Annotated in this window: 25 protein-coding genes and 1 pseudogene; 12 read left to right on the forward strand and 14 right to left on the reverse strand. The window is 65.1% G+C overall.

Annotation, left to right across the window (positions count from 1 at the left end):
* The 5 genes from BLW27_RS19465 to BLW27_RS19485 form a co-directional block, all read left to right on the forward strand.
* Window positions 1-282: cbb3-type cytochrome c oxidase subunit II (locus tag BLW27_RS19465; protein ID WP_143042379.1), on the forward strand; the 282-nt coding region annotated here is incomplete at its 5' end.
* Window positions 283-286: 4 nt separating this feature from the next.
* Entirely contained in the window at window positions 287-457 is a 171-nt protein-coding gene (locus BLW27_RS19470) for a cbb3-type cytochrome c oxidase subunit 3 (RefSeq protein WP_089886256.1), read from the forward strand.
* Window positions 448-1323 (forward strand): cytochrome-c oxidase, cbb3-type subunit III, encoded by an 876-nt coding sequence (ccoP, locus tag BLW27_RS19475; protein ID WP_089886259.1) that lies wholly within the window; start codon window positions 448-450, stop codon window positions 1321-1323. Before BLW27_RS19470 ends, ccoP begins: the two co-directional genes overlap by 10 nt.
* Entirely contained in the window at window positions 1320-1523 is a 204-nt protein-coding gene (locus BLW27_RS19480) for a hypothetical protein (RefSeq protein ID WP_089886261.1), read from the forward strand. The genes ccoP and BLW27_RS19480 overlap by 4 nt, the downstream gene beginning before the upstream one ends.
* Window positions 1524-1534: 11 nt before the next feature.
* Window positions 1535-2362, forward strand: coding sequence for a DUF2189 domain-containing protein (locus BLW27_RS19485; protein ID WP_089886262.1), 828 nt, complete (start codon window positions 1535-1537; stop codon window positions 2360-2362).
* 6 nt (window positions 2363-2368) lie between these two features.
* Here BLW27_RS19485 and ccoS read toward each other — a convergent pair whose 3' ends face one another.
* The 4 genes from ccoS to BLW27_RS19500 all read right to left on the reverse strand — a co-directional run bounded on the left by ccoS (window position 2369) and on the right by BLW27_RS19500 (window position 5562).
* Window positions 2369-2554, reverse strand: coding sequence for a cbb3-type cytochrome oxidase assembly protein CcoS (gene ccoS / locus BLW27_RS19490; RefSeq protein ID WP_089886263.1), 186 nt, complete (start codon window positions 2552-2554; stop codon window positions 2369-2371).
* Window positions 2551-4713 carry a heavy metal translocating P-type ATPase gene (locus BLW27_RS19495; RefSeq protein WP_218141174.1) on the reverse strand — a complete coding sequence of 721 codons (2163 nt, stop codon included), beginning with the start codon at window positions 4711-4713 and terminating at the stop codon, window positions 2551-2553. The genes ccoS and BLW27_RS19495 overlap by 4 nt, the downstream gene beginning before the upstream one ends.
* Window positions 4714-4926: 213 nt before the next feature.
* Complete coding sequence (locus BLW27_RS21975) at window positions 4927-5049, reverse strand: hypothetical protein (protein WP_281242779.1); 123 nt, start codon at window positions 5047-5049, stop codon at window positions 4927-4929.
* A gap of 57 nt (window positions 5050-5106) precedes the next feature.
* Window positions 5107-5562 carry a group III truncated hemoglobin gene (locus BLW27_RS19500; protein ID WP_342708093.1) on the reverse strand — a complete coding sequence of 152 codons (456 nt, stop codon included), beginning with the start codon at window positions 5560-5562 and terminating at the stop codon, window positions 5107-5109.
* An 82-nt stretch (window positions 5563-5644) separates the two neighbouring features.
* Between BLW27_RS19500 and BLW27_RS19505 the strand changes: the two genes are divergently transcribed.
* Window positions 5645-6064, forward strand: a complete 420-nt coding sequence (locus BLW27_RS19505; protein WP_089886269.1) for an RrF2 family transcriptional regulator — start codon at window positions 5645-5647, stop codon at window positions 6062-6064.
* Between the two features lie 235 nt (window positions 6065-6299).
* Here BLW27_RS19505 and BLW27_RS19510 read toward each other — a convergent pair whose 3' ends face one another.
* From BLW27_RS19510 to BLW27_RS19545, 9 genes are all read right to left on the reverse strand, one after another.
* Window positions 6300-6743: a CBS domain-containing protein gene (locus BLW27_RS19510; protein WP_245710960.1), complete on the reverse strand. Its 444-nt coding sequence runs from the start codon at window positions 6741-6743 to the stop codon at window positions 6300-6302.
* A gap of 12 nt (window positions 6744-6755) precedes the next feature.
* A complete protein-coding gene (gene sdhD / locus BLW27_RS19515; RefSeq protein ID WP_089886271.1) occupies window positions 6756-7139 on the reverse strand; it encodes a succinate dehydrogenase, hydrophobic membrane anchor protein in 384 nt (127 codons plus the stop codon).
* A complete protein-coding gene (gene sdhC / locus BLW27_RS19520; RefSeq protein ID WP_089886273.1) occupies window positions 7136-7513 on the reverse strand; it encodes a succinate dehydrogenase, cytochrome b556 subunit in 378 nt (125 codons plus the stop codon). Before sdhC ends, sdhD begins: the two co-directional genes overlap by 4 nt.
* A 15-nt stretch (window positions 7514-7528) precedes the next feature.
* Complete coding sequence (locus BLW27_RS19525; RefSeq protein WP_089886275.1) at window positions 7529-8368, reverse strand: succinate dehydrogenase iron-sulfur subunit; 840 nt, start codon at window positions 8366-8368, stop codon at window positions 7529-7531.
* 18 nt (window positions 8369-8386) lie between these two features.
* Window positions 8387-8854, reverse strand: coding sequence for a DUF6522 family protein (locus tag BLW27_RS20990; protein ID WP_143042380.1), 468 nt, complete (start codon window positions 8852-8854; stop codon window positions 8387-8389).
* Window positions 8855-9121: 267 nt separating this feature from the next.
* Window positions 9122-10162, reverse strand: coding sequence for a NifU family protein (locus BLW27_RS19530; protein ID WP_089886278.1), 1041 nt, complete (start codon window positions 10160-10162; stop codon window positions 9122-9124).
* Window positions 10155-11336 carry a P-loop NTPase gene (locus BLW27_RS21980; RefSeq protein WP_089886280.1) on the reverse strand — a complete coding sequence of 394 codons (1182 nt, stop codon included), beginning with the start codon at window positions 11334-11336 and terminating at the stop codon, window positions 10155-10157. The genes BLW27_RS19530 and BLW27_RS21980 overlap by 8 nt, the downstream gene beginning before the upstream one ends.
* Window positions 11333-11782, reverse strand: a complete 450-nt coding sequence (locus BLW27_RS19540) for an RrF2 family transcriptional regulator (RefSeq protein WP_089886282.1) — start codon at window positions 11780-11782, stop codon at window positions 11333-11335. Before BLW27_RS19540 ends, BLW27_RS21980 begins: the two co-directional genes overlap by 4 nt.
* Complete coding sequence (locus BLW27_RS19545) at window positions 11773-13302, reverse strand: glutamate synthase subunit beta (RefSeq protein WP_089886284.1); 1530 nt, start codon at window positions 13300-13302, stop codon at window positions 11773-11775. Before BLW27_RS19545 ends, BLW27_RS19540 begins: the two co-directional genes overlap by 10 nt.
* A gap of 103 nt (window positions 13303-13405) precedes the next feature.
* Here BLW27_RS19545 and BLW27_RS19550 point away from each other — a divergent pair, with 103 nt between their 5' ends.
* The 3 genes from BLW27_RS19550 to BLW27_RS19560 all read left to right on the forward strand — a co-directional run bounded on the left by BLW27_RS19550 (window position 13406) and on the right by BLW27_RS19560 (window position 14499).
* Window positions 13406-13675: a DUF2249 domain-containing protein gene (locus tag BLW27_RS19550; protein WP_089886286.1), complete on the forward strand. Its 270-nt coding sequence runs from the start codon at window positions 13406-13408 to the stop codon at window positions 13673-13675.
* Between the two features lie 28 nt (window positions 13676-13703).
* A complete protein-coding gene (locus BLW27_RS19555) occupies window positions 13704-13991 on the forward strand; it encodes a DUF6522 family protein (RefSeq protein ID WP_143042381.1) in 288 nt (95 codons plus the stop codon).
* Between the two features lie 205 nt (window positions 13992-14196).
* Complete coding sequence (locus BLW27_RS19560; protein WP_089886298.1) at window positions 14197-14499, forward strand: hexameric tyrosine-coordinated heme protein; 303 nt, start codon at window positions 14197-14199, stop codon at window positions 14497-14499.
* Window positions 14500-15044: 545 nt separating this feature from the next.
* On the opposite strand, the gene BLW27_RS19565 is transcribed toward BLW27_RS19560, so the two are convergent.
* Window positions 15045-15509, reverse strand: a complete 465-nt coding sequence (locus tag BLW27_RS19565; protein WP_089886290.1) for a DUF2478 domain-containing protein — start codon at window positions 15507-15509, stop codon at window positions 15045-15047.
* Window positions 15510-15910: 401 nt separating this feature from the next.
* On the opposite strand from BLW27_RS19565, the gene BLW27_RS19575 reads away from it, so the two are divergent.
* From BLW27_RS19575 to BLW27_RS21830, 3 genes and pseudogenes are all read left to right on the forward strand, one after another.
* The gene (locus BLW27_RS19575) at window positions 15911-17041 is read left to right on the forward strand and encodes a cytochrome P450 (protein WP_218141175.1); all 1131 of its coding nucleotides are present in this window, start codon (window positions 15911-15913) and stop codon (window positions 17039-17041) included.
* Window positions 17042-17323: 282 nt separating this feature from the next.
* Window positions 17324-17521, forward strand: a pseudogene (locus tag BLW27_RS21825) (transposase); the annotation flags it as partial.
* Window positions 17522-17691: 170 nt separating this feature from the next.
* Window positions 17692-18003 (forward strand): cytochrome P450 family protein, encoded by a 312-nt coding sequence (locus BLW27_RS21830; RefSeq protein ID WP_245710963.1) that lies wholly within the window; start codon window positions 17692-17694, stop codon window positions 18001-18003.
* The last annotated feature ends 15 nt before the right edge of the window (window positions 18004-18018 follow it).

An 18018-nucleotide genomic window follows, 5' to 3' on the forward strand; every position in this document is an offset into this window, starting at 1 on the left:
CTGTCGCACCTGCCCGAGCGGCTTGAAACGCTGCGGCGCGTCGGCGTGCCCTATACCGACGAGATGATCGAGAACGCGGTCAGCGACGCGCTTGCGCAGGCGATGCCGGATGGATCCCGCGTCGGCGGACTGATCGAGCGCTACGGCGAGGAAACCACAGTGCGCAACTTCGACGACCTGGACGGCGTTCCGACCGAGATGGACGCGATGGTCGCCTACCTGCAGGTGCTGGGGCAGCTCGTCGACATCACCGACACCGTTCCGACCCTTCAGGAGGAATGACGCCATGGAGATCAGTCACGACACCCTCGTCGCCTTCGCCAAGACCTTCGGCCTGTTCTACCTGATCGCGATGTTCTCGGTCGCCGTGCTCTACGCCTTCTGGCCCTCGAACGGGAAGCGGTTCGAACACGCGGCCAAAAGCGTTCTGGATGACGAGGACGGCCCATGTCGGTAGAGGACGAGCGCGACGAGCTGACCGGTCACCGGACCACCGGCCACGACTGGAATGGCATCAAGGAACTGAACACTCGCGTGCCGCGCGCCGTCTGGTGGGCCATCGGCATCACCCACGTCTGGGCGCTGATCATGTGGATCCTGCTGCCGACCTGGCCGCTGGTCGACACCTACACCAAGGGCATCCTCGGCATAAATCAGCGCGATCTGGTGCAGGGCGAACTCGAGGCCGGCGAGCGTTACCGCGAACACTGGGAGGCGCATCTGACGGTCGCCTCGCTGGACGAGATCCGGTCCGAGCAGGCGCTGATGGACGTGGTCCGCGCCACCGCGCCGACACTCTGGGGCGACAATTGCTCGGCCTGTCACGGGATCTCGGGGATCGGCGGCCCCGGCTATCCGAACCTGATCGACGATTCGTGGCTCTGGGGCGGCAGCGACGAGTCCGTGCTTCACGCGATATACGCGGGCATCAACAGCGCACATCCCGAGACGCGGGTGTCACAGATGCTGGCCTTCGGCGAGATGGGCATCCTGTCGCGCGACCAGATCCGCACCGTGGGCGAATATGCGCGCGCGTTGGGCGGGCTGGCCGAACCGGAACCCGCCATTCTGGAAGAGGGCGCGACGCTCTACGCCGAAAATTGCGCAAGCTGCCACGGCGAGGACGGGACCGGCATCAACGATCTGGGCGCACCGAACCTGACCGACGACATCTGGATCTACGGCGGCGACCCGGACTCGGTGTTCCGCACCATCCATGACGGCCGGCAGGGCTGGATGCCGGCGTGGGAGGGGCGGCTGAGCGAGGCGCAGGCGAAGATCCTCGCGATCTACCTGCTCGACATCCTGCCCGAGGCGGAATGACCGTGCGCGCCGAAACCCGCTCGCGCTTCGCGTCGCGCTGGTTCTGGATCGCGGTGGCGGTCGCCATAGCACTGGTCGTGGCGGCCGCGAACGTGCACCTCGTCTACGTTTCGCTGACATCGCAGCCTGCCTGCGTCCCGCACCTGCAAGCGCCCGACCACGGCGGCACGACCTACCGCGCCGCCAAGTCGGCCTGTTGAGGGAGATGAGAATGGACACGGACTCTGCGATCCCCAAGGTCGTCCCGCCCCTGCCCCGGCCGAACCCCAAGGCCCGCGGCCTGCCGAAGCGCACGGCGTTCGAGTGGCTGGGGCGCGGGTGGAGCGACTTCCGCACCAATCCGGTTCCCAGCCTGTGCTACGGGCTGGCGGTCTTCCTGGTGTCGGCCTTCGTCGTCTGGGGGATGTTCCGGTACGAGGTCGACTACTTCTTCCTTCCCGCGCTCAGCGGCTTCCTCGTGCTCGGCCCGCTGATCGCGACCGGCCTCTACGAGAAGACGCGCCGACTGGAAGAAGGCAAACGCACCACCCTCGGCGGCATGGTCTTCGTGAAACCGGCCTCGACCTACCAGGCGGTGTTCCTGGGCCTGCTTCTGCTGCTGCTGTTCATGCTGTGGCAGCGCGCTGCCTTCCTGCTTTACGCGCTGCACATGGGCGTGCGGCCCTTCCCCGGCTTCGACCAGATCCTGCAGTTGATCTTCACCACCTGGATCGGGTGGTCGCTGCTGATCACGGGCACGTTCATCGGCGGCCTCTTCGCGGCGTTCGCCTTCGCGATCGGCGTCTTCGCGGCGCCGATGATGCTCGAGGAACGCACCGACGCGCTGACCGCCATGGGCATCAGCCTGGCGCTGGTCTGGAACAACCTCGGCGTCATGCTGGCCTGGGGCGGCATCGTCGTGGCCCTGTTCGCGCTGTCGCTGCTGACGGGGCTGCTGGGACTCGTCGTGATCTTCCCGGTGCTGGGACACGCCACCTGGCATTCCTACCGCGCGATCCGGATCAGCCGCGGCGAAAAGGTGTTCTACGCCGAGGCGTAAGCGCTGTCAGCGCCCATCCCCGTCCGCCTCGTCGCGGGGCGGAAGCGGCCGGTCCTCGTCGTCCAGAAGCACCCGCTCGGCCGAGCCGTCGAGGTCCTCGTACTGGCCGTTGCGCATGCTCCACAGGAAGGCGGCGAGGCCGATCAGGCCCAGCCCGATGCTGGTCGGGATCAGAAGCGCCAGCACGCTCATGCGGCCGCCTTCCGCGCGGCGGGCGCGGGATCTTTGGCCGATACCCGGCGCTCGGGCCGGATCGCGTTCGCGACGACCACGATCGACGAGCCGGACATGGCGATCGCCGCGACCAGCGGCGTGACGTAGCCCGCGACGGCCAACGGGATCGCGACGCAGTTGTAGGCGATGGCGATGCCGAAGTTCTGCCGCACCTGCCGTGCCGCGCGCCGCGCGATCCGGTGGGCGTCGGTCACGGCCCCCATCCCCTCGCGCGTGAAGACGAAATCGGCCGCCATCCGCCCGGCATCCGAGGCCGATCCCGGCGCCATCGAGACATGCGCCGCCGCCAGCGCCGCGGCGTCGTTCAGCCCGTCGCCCACCATCAGCGCGCGCCGCCCCTCGGCCTGCAGCGCCTTCAGGTGCGCGATCTTGTCGGCGGGGGTGGCGCCGTGGTGCACCGCGTCGAAGGCGATCTTCCGCGCGACGGCCTCGACCGCCCCGGCGCCGTCGCCCGACAGGATCTCGACCCGCAGCCCTGCGGCGCGAAACGCCGCCACGGCCTCGGCCACGCCGTCGCGCAGCGTTTCGGACAGGGTGAAGACCGAGACGGGTCCGCCCTCCAGCGCAAAGGCGGGCCCGCTGGCCGTGGGCAAGGCGCCGCTCGCGATCTCGGCGACCCAATCCGCCCGGCCCAGGCGTGCGCGCCGCCCCGCGACGCGTCCCTCGACGCCGCAGCCCGGCGTCTCGCGCAGATCCTCGACCGGTGCGGGCAGTGCATCGCCGGTCGCCGCGATCGCCCGCGAGGCCGGGTGCAAAGACCGCGCGGCGAGGGCCGCGGCCACCGCGCGATCCTCGGATAAGTCCGGCCCTCCGTCGGCCACGACGGGCGTGCCGGTGGTGACGGTACCCGTCTTGTCGAAGACCACGCAGTCGATGGTCGCCAGCCGCTCCAGCCCGGAGCCGTCCTTCATCATGATCCCCTGCCGGAACAGCCGCCCGGCGGCGGCCACGTGCACGACGGGCACCGCGAGGCCAAGCGCGCAGGGGCAGGTGATGATCAGCGCCGAGATCGCGATGAACAGCGACGGGTACCACTCACCGGTCGCCACGAACCAGCCCAGGAAGGTCAGCGCGGCCAGCAGGTGGACCACCGGCGCGTAAAGCTGCGCGGCCCTGTCGGCGATCCGCACATAGGCTCCGCGCCCCTGCTCGGCCGCTTCCAGCATGCGCGAGACCTCGGCCAGGAACGAGTCCTCCGCCGGGCGCAGCACGCGCATCCGGATCGCGCCGGTGAGGTTGAGGATCCCGGCCTCGAGCGCGACGCCCGGACCGGCAGACACCGGAGCGTGTTCGCCCGTCACCAGCGAACGGTCGAGGTCGGTCACCCCGCTGAGGATGCAGCCATCGACGGGGATGCGCTCTCCGGGCGCGATCCGCAGCACCATGTCGGGCCGGATCTGATCGAGCGCGAGGTAGGCTACCGTCCCGTCCGGCCCTTCCCGCATCGCCCCGCGGGAGGCCAGGCGCGCGAGGCTCGTGACCGCGCTGCGCGCCTTGGCGCGCATGAGCTGGTCCAGGTAACGGCCCACCAGCAGGAAGAACAGCAGCACGACCGCCGCGTCGAAATAGACGTGCGGCCCGCGCATCGCCGTCTCGACCAGACTGATCGCGGTGGCCAGCAGCACCGCCAGCGAGATCGGCACGTCCATGTTGAGCCGCCGGCCCTTGAGTGCAGTCAGCGCGGACGCGAAGAACGGCCGGCCCGCATAGGCGACCACCGGCAGCGCGATCAGGGCCGAGACCGCGTGGAAGACGTCGCGCGACGCGCCCTCGGCCCCCGCCCAGACCGAGACCGACAGCAGCATGATGTTGGTGGCACCGAAACCCGCGACGGCAAGGCAGCGCAGCAGACCGCGCGCAGTGTCGTCGACCCGCTCGTCCGAGGGGACGGCGAAGTCGATCAGCGTGGCGGGATACCCATGCGCCCCAAGCCGGTCCAGCGCGGGCTTCGGATCCGTCCCGGGACTGCGAAGGACAAGCGAGACCTGACGAAGCGTCAGGTTCGCGCGGGCGCTGACGACGCCTTCACAGTCCGAGAGCGCCCGTTCGACCGCGCCGAGACACTTGCCGCAGCTGATGTCCGGGACCGACAGGCGGCAATGCCCGCGACCGTCCACGTCGCGCACCTGCCCGAGACGTTCGGCGCGCCCAAAGCCTCCGTCTCCCGCGGGCAGAGCGCCTGGTGAGGACGTGCTGGTGTCGCAACAACTCACGGTATGGCCGCTCCTGCTCGGTCTGTGTCGAACCAGTGCGACGCTACACCAGATCGCCGGCGCCTTGAAGCGTGACCGAGCTTTGCCATGACCCGGCGGACATGTCCGCAGTCTATGTCACGCCGACAGCCAGGCGAGGTAGATGAGCAAGAGAACCAGAACCACAACGATTTGCACGATCATTGCAACGATCAGGAATTTCGACCGCTTGCCGTCGTTTTCCACGTCTATCTGCTTCATGGCTGTCTTTCCTTCCGTGTTGGCTTGACGCCGCCTCGGTTGCGGCTCGTCATGGTCTTAACCGAGAGACGGCACGCTGCCGGCCCGCTGCGTATCCACCGCAGCCATGTACAAAGACCGCGCGATCCGCTCGGCCCGCTCGACGACATGCGCCGCGCCTTCGGGCGTGCAGACCTCGTCCGCGGTTTCGCGGAACAGCTCCAGCCAGCGCTCGAAATGCGCCCACGTAACGGGCAGGCCGGCATGTTTCGGCACGGGCGCGCCATGGTAGCGGCCGGTCATCAGCGCGACCGAGGACCAGAACGCGACCATCTTCTCGAGATGCGGCTCCCAGTTCGTGATCCGATCGGAGAAGATCGGCCCCAGATCCGGGTCGGATCGGACGCGAGCATAGAAGCCGTGCACCAACTCCGTCAGCACGGTCTCGTCCAGACCGGTGCGCGCCATCGTGTCCGCGGTCATCGCTGGTCGCATCGAACGGATCGGGGGCAACTCGGGTTGCATCTGGGTCATCAATCGGCCTCGGCAATTGTTGCAGGTCGAGCGTAGATACTATAATCGGCATTGTAAATACCAATTAAAACGGACTCTCCACATGCGCCTGACCAGTTTCACCGACTACGGGCTACGCGCCCTGATGCGCATGGCCAGCGCGCCCGACCGCGCCTTCTCGACAACCGAGATCGCCGACGAGTTCGGCGTATCGCGCCATCACTTGAACAAGATCATCCAGAGGCTCGCGCGGCACGGGATCGTTTCGACGCGCCGCGGGTCGGGCGGCGGCGCGACGCTGGCCCGCCCTGCGGTCAAAATCAGTCTCGGTGACATCATACGGCTGCTCGAGCAGGACCAGGCGCTGGTTGACTGTTTCGGGCCGAACGGCGCATGCAGCATCACACCAGTCTGCCGCTTGAAGGGCCGGCTCCGCGCCGCCGAGGCTGCATTCCTGGCCGAACTCGACAGAACCACGTTGGCCGACATCGCGCTGCCGGCGCCCGTGCCGCAAAATGTCTAAGTCGGCTGCAGCAAACGTCTTGGCGGAAGGTACGGCCTGGTTGATGCCGTGGCGGGCGCGTGCAATCGTCGAAAGGCAGCTTAACGACGAGCGGACAGTTGTAGGCTGTTTTCCTCGCAGAATTTTGGACTTCTCATCGCGGAAATCAGGAGCGCAATTGGCCGAAGATCGACATCTGACAGCCTAAGCACGCGCGGCACGTGTGCGACCAAAATGCCCTTTTCGAGCTTTCAGATCAGCGGTAGCCAACGTTCATCACGTAATTGAACAACAGTTCCTCTTCCTTCTGAACATCATGCCAGAGGATCTGAAGGACATCGCGTGCGTTCAATACGCCGAGGGGAGTACCATGAGGATCGACGACCGGAATGTTCTTGAAACCGCGTGCTTTCATGATTTCCCAGACTTCCCGCAGCTGCCCCTCTGGCGTCGCCGTCGTGACCGCGCTGGTCATTGCCTCGATCACAGGTGCGGTACAACTGGCACCCGTGCAGATCCCGATCTGGCGCACAGCGTCCGTTTTGGTGAGAACGCCGATCATCCGGCCGTCTGCCTCACAAACCAGCAGCATATCATGGCCGCTCTCCAGCAACCGCGCCGCCTGCAAAAGTGCTGCGTCCGACCCGATGCAGCACATCCGTTTCCGGGCCGTCGGAAGGAACTTCTCTATCGCCACCATGATTTGTCCGTTCTAACCGATTATTGCGATCAGCAAAGTCGCCAGGATCCCTGCCGCCCCGCCAGTTACGCACGCAAGCTGAACGAAAGCGACCACGATAAATCGTGAGCGGGAGTGGATGTAATCCTCGGCGATGACCTGAAGCCCGAGTGCGGTGTGGTGGAACGCGGCAATCAGCAGAAGGACCATCAAGATGGCGTTGACCGGTGCCCCGAGCCAGATCGTCAGGGCCGTGTGGTCCATCGCGGAGCCGCCAGCCAAAGCCAGCAACAGCCACGCGACAAGTGGCACCAAAGCTATGGCCGAGACGCGCTGCGCCCACCAATGGCCCGCCCCTTGTCCTGCTGCACCAAGTCCACGCGCGGCAGAATAAGGGGTGACGCGGCGCGAGGTCATGTCAGAACCCAAATCCACAGAGCCAATGTCAGGAACAGGCTCACAATCACGACAACCCAGCCACCAACATAGATGTTGCGCAACTCGAAGGCGTGAACGCTGTCCCAGATCAGGTGGCGGATACCGTTGCAGAGGTGATAAAAGACGGCCAGCGGAGCCAGAACGAGCATCACACGCCCCGCATTAGAGCGCATGGCCGCCTGGGCGTAGTCGAACGCCACCGGTCCCGCGGCCCCCGCTACCAGCCAGGCGGCAAGGCCGAAGGCCAGGAGACTCAAGGCCACGCCGGACAGCCGATGCCCAATGGACATGACCGAAGTCAGCTGCGGCCGATAATTCTGCATGTTCGGAGATTGCGGGCGTGGGTAACTCATGTGGTGTTCCTGTCTTCAGCCGCCACGGTCCAGCATCATTCGCTTGATTTCGGCTATGGCCTTGCCAGGATTCAGACCGCGCGGACAGGTGCGGGTGCAGTTCAGGATCGTGTGGCAGCGATAGAGACGGAAAGGATCGTCCAGCGCGTCCAGTCGTTCGCCGCGCCCCTCGTCGCGGCTGTCGGCCAGCCACCGCCAAGCAGTCAAGAGGGCGGCCGGGCCGAGGAAGCGGTCGCCGTTCCACCAGTGGCTTGGGCATCCGGAGGTGCAGCAAAAACACATGATGCATTCGTAGTAGCCATCAAGTGCCTGGCGTTGCTCGACCGACTGTACGCGTTCATGTTCCGGCGCCGGCGTTTCGGTCTTCAACCAAGGCTCTGTAAGCGCGTGTTGTGCAAAGAGGTGTGTTTGGTCTGACACCAGATCCTTAATCACCGGCAGGTTGGCCAGCGGGTAGATCGTGGCGGGCTCGGACAATTCATCCATCGCACGGGTGCAGGCAGTCCAATTGGTGCCGTCGATCGTCATCGCGCAGGATCCGCACACTCCTTCGCGGCAAGAGCGTCGGAAGGTCAGCGTTGAGTCAACTTTGTACTTGATCCAGATAAGCGCGTCCAACAGCATCGGCCCACAATCGTCGACGTCGACAATGAAGGTGTCGATACTGGGCGGACCGTCGTTGTCCGGCTCATAGCGGTAGATGCGGAGGGTGGTGATCCGCTTTGCCCCTTTGGGCTTAGGCCAGGATTTGCCTTCTACGATTCGCGAATTTTGCGCCACTCCAAAATCGCGCGGCACCGGAAAGCGGCGCGGCCATTTCAGACGGGGAACTTCGTCGGAGCTTTCAATAATCATGGAAGGCCTCCTTCGATGTCAGATCCCTCGATACGGCGAATCGAAGCTGATGGCGACCGGATCACTGGCAGGGAATGTTTCCCGCAGCGCTTCGTCGAGAAGGTTATTGAGATGCGGCGCGCTTGCATGTTGCGCGGTCTGCCTGTTGACCTCGGTTAGGCTGATCGGTGTGGAGGTGTCTGCCGCACGCGCCTGCCCACCATCTGACCGACAGGTTTCTTTGCACGGCACAGGTTGATCTACCAATCGGTTTTCCTCCGCAGAAATGATCCTGCCGACCCGGTCGAGCGTAACGCATTGTCCGGTCTCGGTCGAGCGAAACACGGTTCGCGGTGTGGCCGTGTCGCCCGGCTCCAATTCATAGCAGTAGCTGATCGTGCCAAGTCTCAGTGCATCGTGAAGTGCATCGCGGGACAACCCGAAAGCTGCCGCAAGCGCGTGGATATCGACCTCAGTCCGATCATTGGAAAGACGAAATTGCATCATCGGTGCTTGCTCCGGTTGCCCGTGTGAGAACTCCTGCCCCGACCATGAGCACGGTTCATGGCTGGCTACACGATGGCTGGCTACACGATGGCTGGCTACGGCTGGCATGGCTGGCTACGTGTCCAAACCCATCATATCCGCCAAAAAACGTATTGTAAATATTTGTTTTATTGGCGATGGAAAGGCCGGAGCATCTTCGCAGCGGCGACGCGTCCCCAATCTATTCACTGCCGACGCCTGATCGGTCTGCTTCGACCGGTCAGGAGTTTAGGATCGAGGGGCTGCCGAGCGCTCCAGTTGCTCGATTTCGTGGGCGTGAAACGCACGTTCAGTGTCATTCTCGCGCGGCCCACGCGACAGGTCCCGTGCGAGATCGAAGAACCCTTTGGCGGGGAGGCCGTCGGTGGCGCGGCTGACGGCGCGGGCTGCGATGAACGGGCGGTCCGTGCGCGCGTCCTCGCGCATGGTGTTCTCCAGCGCACGGGTGATCCTGTGGACCGATCCAGACCGCCAGAGCCCGAGCGCGCGTGCGAGCTCACCATAGCTGACTGTCGGTGCGGTCGCTGTGCGCGCTTCGAGATATCTCCGGACGCGAGTTGCTAATGGAAGGTTCTCGTCTGATGATGCTTCGACCGAGCCACCGGAAGACGATGCTCGCGGCGCCGGTCCAGCGACCGGCGATACTACGGAGCCGGCGCGATCGGCCATGCGGCCATAGAACGGCTCGGTTCCAGCGCCGTGGTCGGTCACATCGACGATATTCTCTATGTCGGGCAATGCGGCGCGCAGGGTCCGTTCGACGCCGCCGCGCAGCGTCAGTTGTGACGCGGCGCAACCTTGGCATCCGCCTGACATGCGCAAATAGACGATACCATCAGTCACGCTTTCGACGCCGATGTGACCGCCATGGCTGGCGATGGACGGGTTGATGCGGCTGTCAAGCAGGGCTCGCACCGCCGTCAGCAGCCACGCATCGCGGTCGCCGCCAGCCCCATCCAGCGGCGGGCCCAAGGGCTGATCGGTGCTGGTGAGAACGGCGCGGATGGCGGCGGCGATTGGCGCCTTCATGTCCCCCCAACGCGCGTTGGTGGACTTGCGGAGATGAATGCTTGCGCCATTTACCGCCACCCGACGCACACCGCTTATGGCGAACAGGGCGCGCGCCAGCGGCGCCTGCTCGTTGGTGCCATCGAAGGTCTTCGGGCCCTCGCTGTTCTGAACCGGCGCATCGAGCAGGAAGTGCAACGTGTCGGGGTCGCGCGGCGATGGCTGGGCCCGGATGCGCAGACGGCTTGCCACGTCAGACATCTTCGGTTTCGGCCCCCTGCATCTGGCGCAGCGTCTTGAAAGTGTAGATTCCGCTGGCGTGGCCGTCGCTGAACGCCATGCCGATGGCGTAGTTGCCGACGCTCCAGATGCGTGTCGGCGCGACGGCCAGCGAAACCATTTCCGGGTCAAGAAGCCTTGCGCCGGTGACCTCGTCGCGGCAGGCGGCACAGGGGCAGGCAATCCGGAGATCACGCGCGGGAATGATCCGGCTTTCACCATCCACCCAGAGAATCTCCAGGCCCGCCGCGTCAATATCCATGGCGCAGGGAATATCCTGTGCGCCGCCGGTGGCGGGGACCGGCGCGGGCTTGCCGATGCCGGTCGCGACAGTCCAGTCGAAGGGCAACGCCACGCCGCCGGTCTCCGCTGGCCCGCCCGCAAGCGCCGCGGCGATGCGGCAATAGGCTTGAGCGGCGGCGCTGTCAGGATGGCCGACAATCAGCGGGATCCCTTCGTCGCCGGAATCAACGATCGCAGGGTCGAGCGGCACCTTGCCCAGGAACGGAACCCCCAGTTCGGTGGCTATGGCGGCGCCGCCGCCCTGGTGGAAGATGTGGCTCACTTCGCCACAGGACGGGCAGGTGAAACCGCTCATGTTCTCGATCACGCCGAGGATCGGGACCTGAACCTGTTCCATCATCCGCAGGCCGCGCCGCGCGATCTTGAGGCTGACATCCTGCGGCGTGCTCACGACCACAGCGCCGGTCAACGGAAACGACTGCGCCAGCGTGAGCTGGATGTCGCCGGTCCCCGGCGGCAGGTCAAGCAGCAGTACGTCGAGTTCTCCCCACGCAACCTGGCTGACGAACATCCGCAGATATTTCGTGACCATCGGTCCGCGCAGGATCGACGGCTGATCGTCGTCGGTCAGCATCGCCATCGAGATGACCCTGACGCCGTGGGCCTCGGACGGGATCACGCGCCGGTCGGGTCCCATGGCTGGCGGCGCGTTGCCGGGGATGCCAAGCATGCCGGGGATCGATGGACCGTAGATATCGGCGTCGACGATGCCGACGCGCAAGCCCGCACGGGCCATGGCCACCGCGAGGTTGACGGTGACGGTGGACTTTCCGACGCCGCCCTTGCCGCTGCTCACTGCGATCATGCGGCGCGGACCGGCCGGCGCACTGGTAGAATGGGGCTGTGTGGTCATGGCAATGGCCTTTCACTTCTTGCGGCGGCAATCACGCCGAAATCCTGCGGCCGGATAATCAGATCGGCGAGCGTATGACGGTCCATGACGTCCATGAAGGCGTTGAGGGCCTCGGTGACGATGCTTGGCAGGCGGCAGAATGGTGTCATCGCGCAGGAGCTGGTGGGGGAGAAGCACTCGACCATCTCGAAATCCGGCTCGGTCAGGCGCAGGACGTCGCCGAGGCGGATCTCGTGGGGCGATTTGCCCAGCGTGAACCCTCCGGCGCGGCCGCGCTGCGACCGCAGGATACCCGAACTTGCCAGCACGCCCACGATCTTCATCAGATGGCCGCGCGACATCTCGTAGATCTGCTGGGTCTCATCGATCGTCACCAGGCGCTCGGGATGCGCCGCCGCATAGAGCAGCACGCGCAGCGCATAATCGGACATCATCGTCAGTCGCATGCGGCCTCTCCGATCCGGGTGTCGCGCCGCGCGCCCGCTGGCGTCTGCGGCTCTGGCTGTACGTGGTCGGGCAAGAAACCGAGATACCGATCCACCGCCGCCGCCACCTCGCGTCCCTCGCGGATCGCCCAGACGACCAGCGATGGGCCAAGGCGCGCGTCCCCGGCGACGAACACACCCGGTGCTTTGGTCATGCGGGTCTCGCGGTCGGCGGCGACGCGGCCCTGTGGCGACATGTCCACGGCATCCCCGGTCAGCTCGTGGGCCGCCTCGACGGTGAAGCCAAGCGCGTTGATGACGAGGTCGGCTGCGACCTCGAAGGCTGACCCCGGTACCGGCTCCGGCCGCTTGCGTCCCGCGCCGTCGGGCACGCCCAGCCGGGTACGACAGGCCCGCACCGTGCGCACTGCCCCTCGCTGACCGAACCCCTCGGGCCTTGAGACGACCACTTCGACCGGCACGTCCGACAGCGCCTCGGGCTGGCTCTGCCAATCGAATTCCGCCCCCTCCTCTTCTGCGTGGCCGACCTCGCGCGCCGATCCTGGCATGTTGGCGCGGTCACGGCGATACAGGCAGGTGACGCCTTCGGCACCCTGCCGGACGGCCGTGCGCACGCAATCCATCGCGGTGTCGCCGCCGCCGATCACCACGACCCACTTGCCCGCGGCATCGATTTCGGGAGCAGCGGTTTCACCGATCAGCGCCCGGCTGGAGGATACGAGATAGTCCATCGCCGGGATCACCCCGGCCAGATCCTCGCCCGGCAGGTTCAGCCGGCGCGGCCGGTAGGCGCCATAGGCCAGCACGACGGCGTCATGGCGCGCTTGGAGATCCGAAAAGACGAGATTCCCGCCCAGCACCCGACCGCCATGGAATACCACCCCTGCTTCGGTCAGAAGTCCCGCGCGGCGAGCAACGACCCGCTGCTCCATCTTGAATTCCGGGATGCCGTAGGACATCAGCCCACCCATCCGGGCATGCCGGTCGTAGACATGAACCTCATGACCTGCGGCGCGCAACTCCTCAGCTGCGGCCATGCCCGCCGGTCCGGCCCCGACGATGCCGACGCGGCGCCCCGTAAGCCGGGTGGGCACGCGAGGCTTGACCCAGCCGCTGGCCCAGGCGGTGTCGCCGATGTGGCGCTCGACGGCGCCGATCGTCACCGTTTCGTGCCCGGCCTGTTCCAGCGTACAGGCCCATTTCGCCTCGCACAGCCGGTCCTGCGGACAGATCCGGCCGCAGATCTCCGGGAAATTGTTGGTCGCCTGGGCGAGGTGGTAAGCCGCTTCCATGCGCCCCTCGGCGGTCATCTTCAGCCAGTCGGGGATGTTGTTGTGCAGGGGACAATAGACCTGGCAGTAGGGTGTTCCGCACTGTTCGCAGCGTGACGCCTGAGCGGCGGCCTCATCCGGCGTGAGGTCGGGCAGGATCTCGCGATGGTCCCGGATCCGATCCTCGGGCTCGCGCTTGTCGGCCATGCGGCGTCGGAGTGTCACGAATTTCTGCATGCGGTCGGGCATCGGTGCCTCCTCGGATTTCCGCCTGCATATCCGCCATAAGGAATATTGACAATATTTGTTTTTGCGGAGACGATCGTCCCAGCATCTTCCAGAGGAATGATTCATGCCCGCCACCACCCATGACACTCCTACCGAACCGGTCATCGTCGACCTTCGCCCGATGATCCCACCCGAACGCCATGCCACGGTCTTCGCAGCGCTCGACACGCTCGCGCCGGGCAGCACCTTCGTGCTGATCAATGATCACGCCCCGCTCCCGCTGCTCAACCGGATCGAACAGAGCTGGCCCGGCCTGTTCGACGTGGAGTTCCTGCGAGACGGCCCCGAGGTTTGGCAGGTAGCGATCTCCCGCAAGGCAGATGGAGCGGCTTGAAAGAACGCAGATCGGGGAAGGAAAGACTGTGCAACTCGAACGGACCGAAAACGGCTTCCAGATCGACGCGGTTATCCTTGCGCCGTTGCTTGGCGTAGCCCCCGAGGAGGTGCAGCGGCTGATCCGCGAGGGTCAGATCTCCACCCTGTGCGAGGAAGGACGGGACGAGGACGAGGGGCGCCATCGGCTCACGTTCCGGCACCGGGCGACGCGCGTCCGGCTTACAGTGACCGATACGGGCGAGGTGCTGTCGCGCACGCGCACAACGGTCGCCCCGCACCCTGATGCACGGCTCGACCGAGCCGAGGAGGTATAGCGCGGTTCAACCAGGCCTCGCCGAACACACCGACACGAACTCTCCCGCAAGGGAGCAACGCTCTACGAGGGGGCTGGCCGAGTTCCTGGCGAACCTGAAAGAGCGCATCCGGCTGGGGAGCGACACCCTCTTCCCGCAACTCGAGAGAAACATTTGGTTGTCTGCGACGTTGTCACGCCGCAGCCCCGATACAAAGGAGCAGACCATGATCCGCCAATTTCTCGCACCCACTCTCGTCGGTCTCTTGGCAATGGCCTCACCCTCCATCGCACAGGAGGAAACCGAGTCCTGGCTTCCCAGCCTTGTCACCGAGACGCCGGAGGAGGGTTTTGATCTTGCCATCTCGATGGCGCGGAAGGCAGTTACGACGACGCAGACGGATACAGAGGTTCTCCATGCCCTGCGTCCCAACTACAGCCGCGACCCGGAAAGCCTGATTGATGTTTCCGGCGTGGTGGCCAGCTATTTCGCCACCATCGCCGAAGCAAATGATTTCTGGCGCGATTAGAGGTTTGGAACGGCCCCGCGACATCGCCGTAGCGTTCGGCAACGAGGAGCAGACATGTCGGGTACGACGGTACCTGCCTCGCCCGCGTCTGTCGCGGCGTCGACGATGCTCAAGGATCGCGGCAGCTGGTCGACGGCGTCTGAGCGCGCGGAACCAACATGGCCGATCTGGAACCTGACGACTGGTGAAGGAGGCTGCGCCAGGCAACGATATACTTAAAATGGTTCGGCCACGACCAGGACAAGCGGCACAAATTCCAGCCGCTACAGCCGGGAACTGGACTTGAGCGGGGAATGGTCGACCGCGACCTCGCCTGGGGGCGAAAGTGTATTCGTCTGCCATCTTGCCATCGTCCGCACGTCGAGCTTCGAGGTGCTCGGCCTTGTCATACCGGCCGGAACAGAGATCGGGCGCCTGAAGGGGTGGCGCGATCCGATCTGCCGGCCGCTGGGCGCAGCAAATCAGTCTGGCAGGGTCCGCGCGACCTACGCAGTGATCCCGGCAACCGGCGCCGTAAGGAATAGGGCAGCTATGCCTGTCCGGTTTTAGCGGCAAGGCACACAGGCAGAGACAGCACCCACGGCGGCGACCGACTGCACACAGCGCTCGAGGATCGCAAGATCAGGCGCAAGCTGATTGGCCTCGCTACCGGAAAACGCCTCGAAGGCATCCCGGTTCAGCGCGTTGAGCCGGACCTTGACCGGCACATCCATCGCGATAGCCTGAGCGATCACATCGCGGAACCCGAGTCCTTCGGCCTCGAGCTTGCCGAATTTCTTGACGATCAGGATGTCCGCACCGGACGACAGCCGGTCCGCGACCAGCCCGACAGCCGTCTCGAGCGCGCCGGTGTCAAGACGGCATATCCGCGCCTGCGGACCCCGATCTGGCAGCGCGCCAACTGCCGGATCAAAGCATCCCAGGATGCGGAATCCCCGGCTTCTGAGACAGCGCGCCGCCGCATCCGCGACCGACAAGATGGATAATTCGTCCGTGGGCCATGATGCCATGCACGGCAATCAGTCGGAGAACATACAAGGCGACCATGGGAACGAGAAGAAATTTCGATAACCAATTCCGAGGATGTTGAAGAAAACATGCGCCGGATGATGATCAGCATGCCGGTCATGCACAAGGGCATCATGAAGGCGGATGCCGGCGTGGCCTTCGCACGCAGGATAATGCGTTTGCACGACTCGTGCTTGGGGCTGGCGGTGCCCCCGGCTGCCATCCGAACGTGGATCAACCGCGTGAATGACCGCCACCGGCCCGTTCGAGGCATTAAATTTCGGTTGGATCAGGCTCCGTTTTCCGGGTAGCCCGGACCAGCTTCGATCCTTGAGGCAGCAAACGCGCTCCTCCCGCTCGAAGTGAGTGGTGAGGGAGGAAGAATAGCACGATGACTGATCACATGCCCGACGACGTGTCCCCGGCAGGCCGAGACCTCCGCGCCTATACCGATACATTGCGGCCTCTCTACCCGGTGGTCAGGAACAACGCTGGTGAATGGGTATTGCTTCGACACGCCGATGTCGCCGCCGCCGCGCTCGATGACGTCCGTTTTTCGAGCGCTGTGTCCCGCCACCTGCAAATCCCCAACGGCCTCGATGGAGAGGACCACTCCAAATTCCGCAGAGTGGTCGATCGGCACCTGACCCGCGACGCGCTGGAGCCGTTCCTGCCGGTATTCGACGGCGTTGCCAACCGCCTCGTGGCGGACCTGCCGCGCGGCAAGCCGGTCGATGCGGTTGGCGAAATCGGCGCCGTTTTCGCGGTTCGCGCGCAATGCGCGTGGCTGGGATGGCCGGCGGAGCTGGAGCCACGCCTGCTGACTTGGATGGAGGCAAACCACGCCGCAACCCGATCCGAGGACTACGAACGGACCGCACAGGTAGCCGCTGAGTTCGACACCATCATCCGATCCGTGCTCGCGCCGCACTTGTCCGGGGCCGGCGCGGCCGGTGACGACGTGACCGCCCAGCTTTGCCGCGAGACCGTTGATGAGAGATTGCTGACGGAACCCGAGTTGACCTCGATCCTGCGCAACTGGACCGGAGGCGACCTCGGGTCGATCGCACTCTGCGTCGGTGTGCTCGTCGCGCATCTCGCGCGGGAACCGAACCTCGCGCAGCAGATGCGAACGGCCTCCGACGCCAAGATGGACGCGGTTATCGACGAGATCTTGCGCTTGGATGATCCGTTTGTCTCCAACCGGCGGGTCACGACATGTCCCGTTCGGATCGGCGGCACGGATCTTCCCGCAGGTGCCCGGGTAAAGCTTCACTGGACATCGGCCAATCGCGACGAGGCGGTATTCGGTCCAGGCAATTTCGCGCCCGAGGCCCATGCTGCAGCAAACCTCGTCTACGGTATCGGCAAGCACGTGTGCCCGGGCAGGTTGTTGGCCACTTGGCAACTGCGGATCGCTCTGCGAGCTCTGCTCGCGTCGGTGCGCACGATCGCATTTGCTGGCGACGAGGAACCGGAACGAGAAGTTTCTCCTGTCGGCGGCTACCGCCGGGTGTCGGTCGTGCTCGACTAACGGACCTATGGAAGAGGGCCCAGGCATAGTGAGACAGCGCTGTCCAGGTCGAATGACCTTCTTCACTCATGAGAGTGAATAGTTCCGTGTGACGGGACGCCTTCTTCGTCACTTCATAGGGAAGGAGGCCATGATGAGCAGCAACAAGTTTGAAGCGAGAGCTGGCGGGTGTCGGAGGAGCGTGACACGACCTCGTAAAGCCGCCGCCGGACACTTGTGGAAACTACAAGTCGGCGGGGGCCGTCTGGCCGAGACTGAAGCACCAATCGTAGATCATGCCCTATGGCATGCTCTAAGGTCGTTTCGGATTGCGAGGTCCTCTCTGCGGACGAGACCGGCCGGCGTCGGGATCGTTCCGACGCGGAGAAGATCCGCATCTTCGAAGATAGCTTCCGCGGCCACCGGCAAGGCTCGGCGACGGCGCGTCGATACGGGCTCTCCCGGTCTCTGCTGGCACGGTGGCGGAAGAAATACCGGGAGGGGCTGCTCGTAGCCCTGGAATTCGACGGCTATATCCGCGCCCTGCTGGACGAGCGGCGCCAAGCCGGGGACGCCGCGCCCGACGATGTCACGACCAGGCTCATGCGCGAGTGCCTCGACGGCTGGCCGGTCGAGGATGCGGAAATCGTCAGCATCATCCGCAGTTCACCGTGGGCGAGTTGGCGACCATTTCCGCAAGCGTCGGAATCATCGTGCACTACCTGGCCGAGCACCCGGACCTCCAGGCGCATCTACGGTCCGAGCCGGATCTTCTACCACCCGCCATCGACGAGATCCTGCGCATCCACGCCCCCCTGATCGCGAACCGGCGGATCACGACGCAGCTCGTCGAGATCGGGGGCCGGCGGATTGAGAAGGGAGAACGGCTCACGCTGATCTGGGTGCAGCGCGACAATCAGGATGAGAGTTCAGCGTCAATCAAGATGAGAACGCGGGGTTGGCGGATCGCAGGGAGGGCGTAGCCCGACCGGAGAGCC

It is taken from the genome of Citreimonas salinaria, assembly GCF_900107235.1.
GTDB classification, from domain to species: Bacteria; Pseudomonadota; Alphaproteobacteria; order Rhodobacterales; family Rhodobacteraceae; genus Citreimonas; species Citreimonas salinaria.